Raw genomic sequence first — 12,810 nt, 5'->3', positions numbered from 1 at the left:
GGGCTGTGCCAGTTTTTGCACGCCCTATAAACCCTTTGAAATCAATGAGTTAAACAAAGCAATCAGAAGCCCGTACCGTGCATTTTGCAATCCCGGTAAAAAAGCCACGTGCAAGATGCATGCTCTCAACTATTTTGCGGCAGGCATAAAAAAAGGACCCCGAAGGGTCCTTCCTTTAGCCTCGAAAGGCTTAGACGCCCGATGCCTTGGCAGCGGCAACGTCCTTGATCGACAGCTTGATACGGCCGCGGTTGTCCACGTCCAGTACCAGTACTTCGACTTCCTGGCCTTCCTTCAGCACGTCGGTGACCTTCTCGACACGAGCATCGCTCAGCATGGAGATGTGCACCAGGCCGTCCTTGCCCGGCAGGATGTTGACGAAGGCACCGAAGTCGACGATGCGCTCGACCTTGCCGACGTAGATCTTGCCGATCTCGGCTTCGGCGGTGATGCCCAGGATGCGCTGCTTGGCAGCGTCCGCGGCTTCCTTGGTTTCGCCGAAGATCTTGATCGAGCCGTCGTCTTCGATGTCGATCGAAGCCTTGGTCTCTTCGCAGATGGCGCGAATGGTGGCGCCGCCTTTGCCGATGACGTCACGGATCTTGTCGGTGTCGATCTTCATCGCGATCATGGTCGGAGCGTTGGCCGACAGCTCGGTACGCGATTCGCCGATGATCTGGTTCATCTGGCCGAGGATGTTCAGGCGCGCTTCCAGGGCCTGGCCCAGGGCGATTTCCATGATCTCTTCGGTGATGCCGTTGATCTTGATGTCCATCTGCAGCGCGGTGACGCCTTTGGCGGTACCGGCTACCTTGAAGTCCATGTCGCCGAGGTGGTCTTCGTCACCCAGGATGTCGGTCAGTACGGCGAACTTCTCGCCTTCCTTGACCAGGCCCATGGCGATACCGGCAACCGGCGCCTTCATCGGCACGCCCGCGTCCATCAGCGCCAGGGAGGCACCGCAGACCGAAGCCATGGAGCTGGAGCCGTTCGACTCGGTGATTTCCGATACCACGCGGATGGTGTACGGGAACACGTCAGCGGCCGGCAGCATGGCCTGTACCGAACGACGGGCCAGACGGCCGTGGCCGATTTCACGACGGCCAGCACCGCCCATGCGACCACACTCACCTACCGAGAACGGCGGGAAGTTGTAGTGCAGCATGAAGGGGTCTTTCTTCTCGCCTTCGAGGGTGTCCAGCAGCTGGGCGTCACGGGCGGTACCCAGGGTCGCGACGACCAGGGCCTGGGTTTCGCCACGGGTGAACAGGGCCGAACCGTGGGTCTTCGGCAGAACGCCGACTTCGATGTTCAGCGGGCGCACGGTCTTGGTGTCGCGACCGTCGATACGTGGCTTGCCGTTGACGATGTTTTCGCGAACGGTGCGGTATTCGATCTCGCCGAAGATGTCTTTGACTTCACCAGCCGATGGCTGGCCTTCTTCACCGGAGAACTTGGCGATCGCCTGATCGCGCAGCTCGCCCAGGCGCGCGTAGCGGTCGGCCTTGACGGTGATGGTGTAGCCCTGCGACACCGCTTCGCCGAACTCGGCGCGGATGGCGTTGAACAGCTCGGTGTTGGCAACGGCAGGTTTCCAGTCCCAGGTCGGCTTGGCGGCTTCGGCAGCCAGCTCTTTGACAGCCTTGATCACGGCCTGGAATTCGTCGTGGGCGAACAGCACGGCGCCCAGCATCTGGTCTTCGGTCAGCTCTTTGGCTTCCGATTCAACCATCAGTACGGCCGACTCGGTACCGGCAACGACCATGTCCAGGCTCGAAGCGGCCTGCTGCTCGTAGGTCGGGTTCAGCAGGTAGCCGGTGCTTTCGTGGAAGGCAACGCGGGCGGCGCCGATCGGGCCTTCGAACGGAATGCCCGAGATGGCCAGGGCAGCCGAGGTACCGATCATCGCAGCGATGTCCGGATCGGTCTTCTTGCTGGTGGAAACCACGGTGCAGACAACCTGCACTTCGTTCATGAAACCTTCAGGGAACAGCGGGCGGATCGGGCGGTCGATCAGGCGCGAAGTCAGGGTTTCTTTTTCGGATGGGCGGCCTTCACGCTTGAAGAAACCACCTGGGATCTTGCCAGCGGCGTAGGTCTTTTCCTGGTAGTGCACGGACAGCGGGAAGAAGCCCTTGCTCGGATCGGCATGCTTGGCACCGACCACGGTCACCAGCACGGTGACATCGTTGTCGACGGTGACCAGCACGGCGCCGGTGGCCTGACGGGCAATGCGGCCCGTTTCGAGGGTAACGGTCGATTGACCGAACTGGAATTGCTTGATTACCGGGTTCACGGTTTCCTACCTTTTTCAGTGGCTCTTGGGGGAACTGGTTCTTGCGAATTCTTGGGCAGAACGGGGAATCGGCCCCATTGACCGTCCAGATACAACACGAGGCTGGGAGCCTGGCGCCGGGCGGATAAACCGCTCGGCACACCAGGCTGCCAACCTCGCAGATCGCGCGGCGTGTCCAACGGCGACGCTGACAGGCAGCGTAGCCGAAGAATGCGACACACCATGCAACACCACTGGCCAGGCCGCTATTAGCGACGCAGGCCCAGGCGACCGATCAGGGCGCTGTAACGAGTGGTGTCTTTGCCCTTCAGGTAATCCAGCAGCTTACGACGCTGGTTGACCATACGGATCAGACCACGACGGGAGTGGTGGTCTTTTTCGTTGGCCTTGAAGTGGCCTTGCAGCTTGTTGATGTTGAAGGTCAGCAGGGCAACCTGTACTTCCGGGCTACCGGTGTCGCCGGCGGCTTGCTGATAGTCTGCAACGATCTGAGCTTTTTCTTCGACGCTGAGGGCCATTTGGCTTCTCCTGATAAACGGATCCCGCAAGCGGGGTCCAATAGGCCAGGGACTGGATCCCTGTATTAATAAAAAGAGTAATGACCGTGCCTACTAACAGCCATCCTCGAATCCGCAGGGCAAAGCGTTGACCTCGCCCTGTGGTATCGGTCATTCCGACCGAATCAGTCGACGCGGCGCAATGCGCCCGTCTTCGCTCACCTCACCGATACCGATGAAGCGGGCATTGTGATCCTGTACGCGGACCATGCCGAATTGCGGCGCGTCCGGCGCACGTACTGCCTGGCCATGTAGCCAGTAGAACGCGCTGTGCTCGGACAATACCACCAATGGCCAGTCCTGCAAGCCGCTGTCCGAGGGCATCAGGAAGCGATCGAGCGCTTCGTTGCCACCTTCGGCGTGAGCCTGTTCCAGCTCTTCGAGCGTGACAGTCTGGGCCAGCTCGAAGGGGCCGGCCTGGGTGCGGCGCAGCTCGGCGACGTAGGCACCACAGCCCAACGCCTCGCCCATATCCTCCACCAGGGTGCGGATATAGGTGCCCTTGCTGCAGCCAACCGACAGGCGTGCCCGAGTGCCTTCGCACTCCAGCAGGTCCAACCGGCCAATAGTAACAGAACGCGCCTCACGCTCCACTACCTCTCCTGCGCGCGCCAGTTTGTACAGCGGCTGGCCGTCGCGCTTGAGGGCCGAGTACATCGGCGGCACCTGCTGGATTTCACCGCGAAAACGCGGGATGACCGCTTCGATGTCGGCGCGACCAACGGTCACGTCGCGGGTCTTCAGCACTTCGCCTTCGGCGTCCCCGGTGGTGGTGGTCTGGCCCATCTGCATCACCGTCTCGTAGCCCTTGTCGGAGTCGAGCAGGTACTGCGAGAACTTGGTGGCCTCGCCGAAGCACAGCGGCAGCACGCCGGTGGCCAGCGGATCGAGGCTGCCGGTGTGGCCGGCCTTCTCGGCGTTGAGCAGCCAGCGGACCTTCTGCAGGGCAGCGTTGGAGGTGAACCCCAACGGCTTGTCGAGCAGGATGATGCCGCTGACGTTGCGGCGGATACGTTTGACCTGGGCCACCGCTTACTCCTTGGTGTCCGGCGCGTCGGCATCCTGGTGCTGGCGGTCTTCGGCCACCGCACGCTCGATCAGCGCCGACAGATGCACACCACGGCTCACGCTTTCATCGAAGTGGAAATGCAGCTGCGGCACGCTGCGCAGCTGCATCGAGCGGCCCAGGTGCAGGCGCAGGAAGCTGGCGGCGCTGTTCAAGGCCTTGAGCGACTGCTTGACGGCGTCCGGGGTTTCTTCGCCCATGACGGTGATGAAGACCTTGGCATGGCCCAGGTCACGGCTGACGTCGACGGCGGTGATGGTCACCAGGCCGACACGCGGGTCTTTGACTTCACGGCGGATCAGCTCTGCCAGCTCACGCTGCATCTGATCACCGATACGTTGGGTACGGCTGTATTCTTTTGCCATTCTTGCTACCTGTATCTTAAAGCGGCAAACGCCCGGTCAAGCTCGAAGCCTGACCGGGCGCTACCTTCAGAGGTTCAGGCAACCGCCCTGGGGCGGGGCCTGCACCACGCTCGGCCCTTACAGGGTACGAGCCACCTGGACTTTCTCGAACACTTCGATCTTGTCGCCGACCTTGACGTCGTTGTAGCTCTTGACGCCAATACCGCACTCCATGCCGTTGCGTACTTCGGACGCATCGTCCTTGAAGCGACGCAGCGATTCCAGCTCGCCTTCGAAGATCACCACGTCGTCGCGCAGAACGCGGATCGGACGGTTGCGGTACACGGTACCCTCGATGACCATACAGCCAGCGATGGCGCCGAACTTCGGCGAACGGAACACGTCACGGACTTCGGCGACACCCAGGATGTTCTCGCGAACATCGCTGCCGAGCATGCCGGTCAGGGCTTTCTTGACGTCTTCGATGATGTCGTAGATCACGTTGTAGTAACGCATATCCAGACCTTCCTGCTCGACGATCTTGCGCGCGCCGGCATCGGCACGCACGTTGAAGCCGAACAGTACAGCGTTGGACGCCAGCGCCAGGTTGGCATCGCTTTCGGTGATACCACCGACGCCGCCACCGATGACGCGAACCTGAACTTCGTCGTTGCCCAGGCCGCCGAGCGAACCTTGCAGCGCCTCGAGGGAGCCGCGCACGTCGGTCTTGAGGACGATGTTGAGGGTCTTCTTCTCTTCCTGACCCATGGTCTCGAAGATGTTTTCCAGCTTGCCGGCGTGAGCACGGGCCAGCTTGACCTCACGGAACTTGCCTTGACGGAACAGCGCAACTTCACGCGCTTTCTTCTCGTCGGCAACCACCGACATCTCTTCACCGGCGTCCGGCGTACCGTCCAGGCCGAGGATCTCGACCGGGATCGACGGGCCAGCTTCCTTCACAGGCTTGCCGTTCTCGTCGAGCATGGCACGCACGCGGCCATAGTTGGAGCCGACCAGGACCATGTCGCCCTGACGCAGGGTACCGTCCTGAACCAGGATGGTCGCCACCGGGCCACGGCCCTTGTCCAGACGCGACTCGACCACGACACCACGACCAGGTGCGGTCGGGGTGGCCTTGAGTTCGAGGATCTCGGCCTGCAGCAGGACCGCTTCGAGCAGTTCGTCGACGCCGGTACCCATCTTCGCCGAAACCTTGACGAACGGCGTGTCACCACCCCATTCCTCGGAGGTCACGCCTTCGACGGACAGCTCGTTACGGATGCGATCGAGGTCTGCGCCTGGCTTGTCGATCTTGTTCACTGCAACGACCAGCGGTACGCCAGCTGCCTTGGCATGCTGCACGGCTTCGCGGGTCTGCGGCATCACGCCGTCGTCCGCCGCCACCACCAGGATGACGATGTCGGTCGCCTTGGCACCACGGGCGCGCATTTGCGTGAACGCAGCGTGGCCAGGGGTGTCGAGGAAGGTAACCATGCCACGGTCGGTTTCGACGTGGTACGCACCGATGTGCTGGGTGATACCACCGGCCTCGCCAGCAGCAACCTTGGCACGACGGATGTAGTCGAGCAGCGAGGTCTTGCCGTGGTCGACGTGGCCCATGACGGTCACGACCGGCGCACGCGAAGTGGTCTCGCCTTCGAACTTCAGCGATTCAGCCAGGGAGTCTTCCAGGGCGGTGTCGCTGATCAGTGTGACCTTGTGGCCCAGCTCTTCTGCTACCAGCTGAGCGGTTTCCTGGTCGAGCACCTGGTTGATGGTGACCGGAGTACCCATCTTGAACATGAACTTGACCACTTCAGCGCCCTTGACGGACATCTGGTTGGCCAGATCGGAGACCGTGATGGTCTCGCCGATCGCCACGTCACGGATAACCGGGCCGGTCGGGCTCTGGAAGCCATGCGCATTGCGCTTCTTGCCTTTACCCTTGCCACCGCGGCGACGGAAACCATCGCTTTCTTCATCGGTGGTACGCGGCGCGGCGCGCGGAGTCGGAGCCTTTTCCTTCTCCTTGACCTTGACCTTGACCGACATGCGCGGCGCTTCGCCACGGCCGGCGGTAGCCTGGCCACCACCGCGACGATCGTCATCACGGGTGCGGCTTTCGTTACGACGGGTCTCGTCCTTCTTGCGCTCGGCAGCACGCGCGGCGGCGTCTTCGGACACCGGTGCGTTGGCCACTACCGGGGCAGCGGCTGGCGCAGGCTCGGCCTTGGGCGCTGGCGCGGCGGCCGGAGCCTCGGCGGCCTGACGGCGTGCCTGCTCCTCGTTGCGCTGGCGAACTTCGGCTTCAACCTTCTCACGCGCGGCGTTTTCCGCGGCGCGACGCTCTTCCTGCTCGCGTTTCTGCTCAGCCTGGATCTCTTCCGGGCTGCGCTGCACGAAGACTTTCTTCTTGCGTACTTCTACGCTGATGCTCTTGCTACCGGCGACACGCAGAGTGCTGGTGGTCTTGCGCTGCAAGGTAATCTTGCGCGGCTCTTCCGCCTTGCTCTTGTGGCTGCTCTTCAAATGAGTCAGCAGGGTCTGCTTCTCATTGTCGGTCACTACCTGACCGGCGTCGGTGTGCGGCAGACCTGCCTCACGCATCTGCTGCAGCAGGCGCTCTACCGGTGCCTCGACCTCTTGGGCCAGTTCTTTCACCGTGACTTGCGTCATGCACTTCTCTCCTCAGGCCGCGCCTAATTACTCGAACCAGTGGGCTCGGGCGGCCATGATCAACTTGCCGGCACGCTCTTCGTCGATGCCGTCGATGTCGAGCAGGTCGTCGATCGACTGCTCGGCCAGGTCTTCGCGGTTAACCACGCCGCGCACCGCCAGTTCCGCCGCCAGGTCCTTGTCCATGCCCTCTAGGGAGAGCAGGTCTTCGGCCGGATGGGCGTCTGCCAGTTTTTCTTCGGTAGCGATGGCCTTGGTCAACAAACGGTCCTTGGCTCGAGCGCGGAGCTCATTGACGATTTCCTCGTCAAAGCCATCGATGTTGAGCATTTCTTCCAACGGTACGTAGGCAATTTCTTCGAGGCTGGTAAAGCCTTCGTCGACCAGCACTTGTGCCAGCTCCTCGTCGACTTCCAGTTCCTCGACAAAATTACGCAGGATGTCGCCGGTTTCAGCTTGCTGCTTGGCCTGGATGTCCTTCTCGGTCATCACGTTCAGGGTCCAGGCGGTCAGCTGGCTGGCCAGGCGGACGTTCTGGCCACCACGGCCAATCGCCTGGGCCAGGTTGTCCTCGGCAACGGCGATATCCATCGCATGGGCGTCCTCGTCAACGATGATCGCGGCAACCTCTGCCGGCGACATGGCGTTGATGACGAACTGCGCCGGGTTCTCGTCCCAGAGGACGATATCCACACGCTCGCCACCCAGCTCGCCGGATACGGCCTGAACGCGCGAACCACGCATGCCGATACAGGCACCCTGCGGGTCGATGCGCTTGTCCTTGGAGCGGACGGCGATCTTGGCACGCGAACCCGGATCACGGGAGGCGGCCATGACTTCGATGAGGCCTTCGGCGATTTCCGGCACTTCGATGCGGAACAGTTCGATCAGCATCTGCGGCGCGGTGCGCGACAGGATCAGCTGTGGGCCGCGGTTCTCGGTGCGGATTTCCTTGAGCAGCGCACGCAGACGCACGCCGACACGGAAGGTCTCACGGGGAATGATGTCTTCGCGCGCCAGCAGCGCCTCGGCATTGTTGCCCAGGTCGACGATGACGTTGTCGCGGGTGACCTTCTTGACGGTACCGGAGATGATCTCGCCCACGCGCTCGCGGTAGGCATCGACCACCTGGGCGCGCTCGGCCTCGCGGACTTTCTGCACGATGACCTGCTTGGCGGTCTGCGCGGCGATGCGACCGAACTCGATCGACTCGATCTTCTCTTCGATCACGTCACCGATCTTGGCATCCGGGTGCGTGTCCTGGATCTTTTCCAGCCAGGTCTCGATCGCCGGATCGTCCAGGTCGTTCTCGTCGACCACGGTCCAGCGGCGGAAGGTCTCGTAGCTACCGGTGTGGCGGTTGATTTCCACACGCAGGTCGACTTCGTCCTCAAAACGTTTTTTGGTTGCAGTGGCCAGGGCCACTTCCAGCGCTTCGAAAATGACGCCTGGCGGTACACCTTTCTCGTTGGATACCGATTCAACAACCAGCAGTACTTCTTTGCTCATCGTACGCCTCGCCTTGCGCAAGCCATTGGCCCCGGAACATCCGCCGGGCCCGGCACGTCTCAGTCAAAACTGGGAATAATATTGGCCTTGTCGATCGAGTCGATCGGCAACAGGAACTCGTGCTGGTCCACCTGCACCACCACATCCTGTTCCTCCACACCGCGGAGAAGGCCCTGGAAGTTACGACGGCCCTCGAAGGGCGTACGCAGCTTGATCTTCACCTGCTCGCCGGCATGCGCTGCAAACTGTTCTAGGGTGAACAGCGGGCGGTCCATGCCTGGAGAGGACACCTCGAGGGTATATTCAGAGCTGATCGGATCTTCCACATCGAGGATGGCGCTGGCCTGACGGCTGACGGCTTCGCAGTCTTCCACCAGGATGCCGCCTTCCTTGTCGATATAGATACGCAGTACCGAATGCTTGCCTTGGGAGACGTATTCGATCCCCCAGCATTGGTAGCCCAGGCCCTCGACAACCGGGGCCAACAAGGCCTGCAACTGTTCTAGCTTGCTCGACACCTGAACCCCCTCGTGCATGCTGTGCAAATAAAAAATGGGCGAAGCGCCCATCCCTGAAAGCGCCGTTGGACAACGACGCCTAAAACTGTTCGGCTAGCAAAAAGCCCCTGAAAAGGGGCTCTGCTGAAGCTGGTTGCGGGGGCTGGATTTGAACCAACGACCTTCGGGTTATGAGCCCGACGAGCTACCAAGCTGCTCCACCCCGCGACAAAGCTGGGGCGAAAGTATAAGACTGAACCCTTTGCTGGGTCAATCCGACCTCCACCTGCAAGAAAGCCCGCTAAAGCGGGCTCTCATGCTTCAATTGGTACCGAGAAGGGGACTCGAACCCCTACACCCTATGGGCACAACCACCTCAAGGTTGCGTGTCTACCAATTCCACCACCTCGGCAATACTACATTTGAAACCCGTTACTGCTGCTCTTTGGCTGGAGGAGGTACATCACCAGAGTTGGTGGTTTCGCTCTTCTGCTGCTGGAGCACCGGTACATCATCATTGACTGCCGGCTTTTGCTCTTTGACTTCCAGCACTGCTGGATCTGGCAGACCAGCTTGAGTCAGCTGGTGTGCTTGCTGCTTGGCGAAGTATCCTAACCCAAGTGCAGTCAAAAAGAAAGTGGCGGCAAGTATAGCAGTAACTTTACTCAAAAAGGTAGCGGAACCTTGGCTTCCGAACACAGTATTTGAAGCACCTGCGCCGAAAGATGCACCTGCTTCCGCACCTTTACCCTGCTGCAACAACACCATGACTACCAGTGACAGTGCTGCCAACAGATGAAAAACAACTACGACTGTTTCCAGCATTTTTCAGTTTCCTGCGGCGCGACAAATTGCACCGAATTCGTCTGCATTCAGGGACGCTCCACCAATGAGCCCCCCATCGATATCCGGCATGCCGAACAGTTCGGCCGCATTAGCCGCCTTCACGCTGCCGCCGTAGAGAAGCTGCACCTTGCGGGCAACTTCGGCGTCCTTTTCCGCCAACTGCTTGCGGATGGCTGCATGCACATCCTGGGCTTGCTGGGGCGAGGCCGTCAAACCTGTACCAATGGCCCATACAGGCTCATAGGCAATTACTGCATTGGCAAAAGCGGCGATACCGAACGCGTCGATCACACTGCTTAGTTGACGCCCTACAACTTCGAGCGTCTTGCCTGCTTCACGCTCGGCGAGAGTTTCCCCTACACAGAGCACTGGCGTCAAACCACTTTTCTGTGCGGCTGCAAACTTTTGATTCAGCACTTCGTCACTTTCGCCGATAATCTGGCGACGCTCCGAATGGCCGATCAACACCAACTTGCAACCGACTTCTGACAACTGACTCGGTGCAACTTCACCGGTCAGTGCGCCCTGTTCGGGCTGTACCGCAGAATTCTGTGCTCCAACGATGATCCCCTTGCCTTTCAGCCCATCAACAACTTCATTGATGAACAGGGCCGGTGGAAACACCGCGACTTCGATACCGTCGGGAATGAGCATTTCGCCCAACCCCTGAGTCAGCTCAGCGACGCTGGCGCGGGTACCGTGCATCTTCCAGTTACCAGCTACCATGGGGCGACGCATGCTTTACCTCGTCGGTCAAAGTGGGCGCAGATCTTACCCAACCCGATCTGCGCTGGCAAGCCTCTTTCAGGCACAAACTTCTTCAACGAGCTTGGCCAGGGCTTCGGCATGGCCACGCACCTGGGTTTCGTCGTCACCCTCCACCATCACCCGCACCAGAGGCTCGGTACCCGACTTGCGCAGCAGCACACGGCCGCGACCGGCCATGGCCTCGGTCGCCTTGGCGCTGGCCTCTTTGACCAACGGGTTTTCCAGGGGATCGCTCTTGCCCGCGGCGAAACGCACGTTGATCAGCACCTGAGGGCACTTGCGCACTGCCTGGCGGGCCTGGGCGAGGTTCTCGCCACGGCGCTTGAGCGCCATCAGCACCTGCAGCGCGGCGATGATCGCGTCTCCCGTGGTGGTGTGGCTGCCGCAGACGACATGCCCGGAATTTTCGCCACCCAGCAGCCATTCGCGCTCGAGCAGCTCGGCCATCACATAGCGATCACCAACCTTGGCGCGCACGAACGGAATATCAAGCTCCTTGAACGCCAACTCCAGGCCCAGGTTGCTCATCAACGTACCGACCACGCCGCCTTGCAGCTTGCCGCGCTCCTGCATGTCGCGACCGATGATGAACAGCAGCTCGTCGCCATCGACGATGGTGCCGGTATGGTCGACCATCAACACACGGTCACCGTCGCCGTCGAAGGCGATGCCGATGTCCGCATGCCCGACCAGCACCGCAGCCTGCAGCGACTCGATATGGGTCGAGCCACAGCCCTCGTTGATGTTCAGGCCGTCTGGCGCCGCGTGCAGCACCGTGACTTCGGCGCCGAGCTCACGGAACACGCTCGGCGCCACCTTGTAGGTGGCACCATGCGCGCAGTCCACCACGATCTTGAGGCCTTCGAAACTGGTGCTGCTGGGCACGCTGCTCTTGCAGAACTCGATATAGCGCCCCGCCGCGTCGTTGATACGCGAAACCTTGCCCAGCTTGCTGGACTCGACGACGGTCATCGGCTGGTCGAGCAGTTCCTCGATCATCAGCTCGACTTCGTCCGGCAGCTTGGTACCGGCGCCGGAGAAAAACTTGATGCCGTTGTCATCATGCGGATTATGCGAGGCACTGATGACGATACCCGCGTCGGCATGGAAGGTCCGGGTCAGGTAGGCGATGGCAGGCGTCGGCATCGGCCCGAGCAGCATCACGTCGGCGCCGGCCGCGGACAGGCCTGCCTCCAGCGCGGACTCGAACATGTAGCCCGAGATACGCGTGTCCTTGCCGACCAGCACACGGCAATTGCCCTGCTTGCGGAAGGCCATGCCCGCCGCCCAGCCGAGTTTCAGCATGAAGTCCGGAGTGATGGGGAACTGGCCAACGCGACCACGGATACCATCGGTACCAAAGTATTTTCTGCTCATAGTGACTCCAATGTTCTTATTCGGCGCTCTGCACGGCCGCGATCATGCGCACCACGTCGACGGTTTCCGCCACGTCATGCACCCGCAGGATGCTCGCACCCTTGGTCATGGCCAATGCCGCCAGCGCCAGGCTACCGTACAGGCGCTCACCGACGGGGCGGCCCAGCGCGAGGCCGATCATGCTCTTGCGCGAGACGCCTACCAGGAGCGGCCTGCCGAGGCGATAGAGCGCTTCCATGTGTTTGAAAAGGCTGAGATTGTGCTCGAGGGTCTTGGCAAAGCCGAACCCCGGGTCGAGGATGATGCGCTCAGCCCCGATGCCTGCCGCCGCGCAGGCGGCCATACGCTGTTCAAGATAGCGCGTAACATCGGCTGTCACATCTTCGTACTGCGGATTGTCCTGCATGGTGCCCGGCTCGCCGCGCATGTGCATGAGACACACCGGTAAGCCGGTGTCCGCCGCCGCATCAAGCGCACCGTCGCGCTCCAGGGCGCGCACGTCGTTGATCAAGCCAGCGCCGAGGCGCGCGGATTCGCGCATGACCGCAGGCGTCGAGGTATCGACCGAGATGACCACGTCGAGCCGGCTGTTGATCGCCTCGACAATCGGTGCCACGCGTTCTAGCTCCTCGGTAGGCGAAACGGCGCGGGCACCCGGACGGGTGGACTCGCCCCCCACATCGATCAGGGTCGCTCCGGCCGCCACCATCTCCTCGGCATGACGCAGGGCCTCGTCGCGCTGATTGAAGCGCCCACCATCGGAGAACGAGTCTGGGGTGATGTTGAGGATACCCATGACATGGGTACGGGACAAATCAAGAACCCGGTTGCCGCAAGGCAACCGGGTCGGGTACTGCTTAGAGCTCATAGGTGC

The 12,810-nt window shown here is 61.3% G+C and carries 11 protein-coding genes and 2 tRNA genes; all 13 read right to left on the bottom strand.

What is annotated here, in order from left to right; translation table 11 throughout:
• Positions 1-190: 190 nt before the first annotated feature.
• Positions 191-2,296, bottom strand: coding sequence for a polyribonucleotide nucleotidyltransferase (gene pnp / locus CCOS191_RS03475; protein ID WP_023629334.1), 2,106 nt, complete (start codon positions 2,294-2,296; stop codon positions 191-193).
• A gap of 248 nt (positions 2,297-2,544) precedes the next feature.
• On the bottom strand, positions 2,545-2,814 hold the full coding sequence (gene rpsO / locus CCOS191_RS03470) for a 30S ribosomal protein S15 (RefSeq protein WP_023629335.1): 270 nt from the start codon (positions 2,812-2,814) through the stop codon (positions 2,545-2,547).
• A gap of 150 nt (positions 2,815-2,964) precedes the next feature.
• Positions 2,965-3,882 (bottom strand): tRNA pseudouridine(55) synthase TruB, encoded by a 918-nt coding sequence (gene truB / locus CCOS191_RS03465; protein WP_046854068.1) that lies wholly within the window; start codon positions 3,880-3,882, stop codon positions 2,965-2,967.
• A gap of 3 nt (positions 3,883-3,885) precedes the next feature.
• Positions 3,886-4,284, bottom strand: a complete 399-nt coding sequence (gene rbfA / locus CCOS191_RS03460; protein ID WP_023629337.1) for a 30S ribosome-binding factor RbfA — start codon at positions 4,282-4,284, stop codon at positions 3,886-3,888.
• A gap of 117 nt (positions 4,285-4,401) precedes the next feature.
• Positions 4,402-6,939: a translation initiation factor IF-2 gene (infB, locus tag CCOS191_RS03455; RefSeq protein WP_046854067.1), complete on the bottom strand. Its 2,538-nt coding sequence runs from the start codon at positions 6,937-6,939 to the stop codon at positions 4,402-4,404.
• Positions 6,940-6,966: 27 nt separating this feature from the next.
• Positions 6,967-8,448 (bottom strand): transcription termination factor NusA, encoded by a 1,482-nt coding sequence (gene nusA / locus CCOS191_RS03450; RefSeq protein WP_038706865.1) that lies wholly within the window; start codon positions 8,446-8,448, stop codon positions 6,967-6,969.
• 59 nt (positions 8,449-8,507) lie between these two features.
• Entirely contained in the window at positions 8,508-8,966 is a 459-nt protein-coding gene (rimP, locus tag CCOS191_RS03445) for a ribosome maturation factor RimP (protein ID WP_038707604.1), read from the bottom strand.
• A gap of 130 nt (positions 8,967-9,096) precedes the next feature.
• A tRNA-Met gene (locus CCOS191_RS03440) sits at positions 9,097-9,173 on the bottom strand.
• Between the two features lie 98 nt (positions 9,174-9,271).
• Positions 9,272-9,357 (bottom strand) — tRNA-Leu (locus CCOS191_RS03435).
• A gap of 20 nt (positions 9,358-9,377) precedes the next feature.
• On the bottom strand, positions 9,378-9,770 hold the full coding sequence (gene secG / locus CCOS191_RS03430) for a preprotein translocase subunit SecG (protein ID WP_046854066.1): 393 nt from the start codon (positions 9,768-9,770) through the stop codon (positions 9,378-9,380).
• A gap of 3 nt (positions 9,771-9,773) precedes the next feature.
• The gene (gene tpiA / locus CCOS191_RS03425) at positions 9,774-10,529 is read right to left on the bottom strand and encodes a triose-phosphate isomerase (protein ID WP_046854065.1); all 756 of its coding nucleotides are present in this window, start codon (positions 10,527-10,529) and stop codon (positions 9,774-9,776) included.
• Between the two features lie 66 nt (positions 10,530-10,595).
• Entirely contained in the window at positions 10,596-11,936 is a 1,341-nt protein-coding gene (gene glmM, locus CCOS191_RS03420; RefSeq protein ID WP_046854064.1) for a phosphoglucosamine mutase, read from the bottom strand.
• A gap of 16 nt (positions 11,937-11,952) precedes the next feature.
• Positions 11,953-12,804: a dihydropteroate synthase gene (gene folP / locus CCOS191_RS03415; protein WP_046854063.1), complete on the bottom strand. Its 852-nt coding sequence runs from the start codon at positions 12,802-12,804 to the stop codon at positions 11,953-11,955.
• Between the last annotated feature and the right edge of the window lie 6 nt (positions 12,805-12,810).

This window comes from Pseudomonas sp. CCOS 191, assembly GCF_001007005.1.
In the GTDB taxonomy this organism is placed as follows: Bacteria; Pseudomonadota; Gammaproteobacteria; order Pseudomonadales; family Pseudomonadaceae; genus Aquipseudomonas; species Aquipseudomonas soli.
This window is presented reverse-complemented; position numbering and strand designations above follow the sequence as displayed.

Excerpts from the sequence above, each read along its gene's own strand:
- rpsO (WP_023629335.1), bottom strand. The coding sequence starts at position 2,814 with ATGGCCCTCAGCGTCGAAGAAAAAGCTCAGATCGTTGCAGACTATCAG.
- rbfA (WP_023629337.1), bottom strand. The coding sequence starts at position 4,284 with ATGGCAAAAGAATACAGCCGTACCCAACGTATCGGTGATCAGATGCAG.
- infB (WP_046854067.1), bottom strand. The coding sequence starts at position 6,939 with ATGACGCAAGTCACGGTGAAAGAACTGGCCCAAGAGGTCGAGGCACCG.
- nusA (WP_038706865.1), bottom strand. The coding sequence starts at position 8,448 with ATGAGCAAAGAAGTACTGCTGGTTGTTGAATCGGTATCCAACGAGAAA.
- secG (WP_046854066.1), bottom strand. The coding sequence starts at position 9,770 with ATGCTGGAAACAGTCGTAGTTGTTTTTCATCTGTTGGCAGCACTGTCA.
- tpiA (WP_046854065.1), bottom strand. The coding sequence starts at position 10,529 with ATGCGTCGCCCCATGGTAGCTGGTAACTGGAAGATGCACGGTACCCGC.
- glmM (WP_046854064.1), bottom strand. The coding sequence starts at position 11,936 with ATGAGCAGAAAATACTTTGGTACCGATGGTATCCGTGGTCGCGTTGGC.
- folP (WP_046854063.1), bottom strand. The coding sequence starts at position 12,804 with ATGAGCTCTAAGCAGTACCCGACCCGGTTGCCTTGCGGCAACCGGGTT.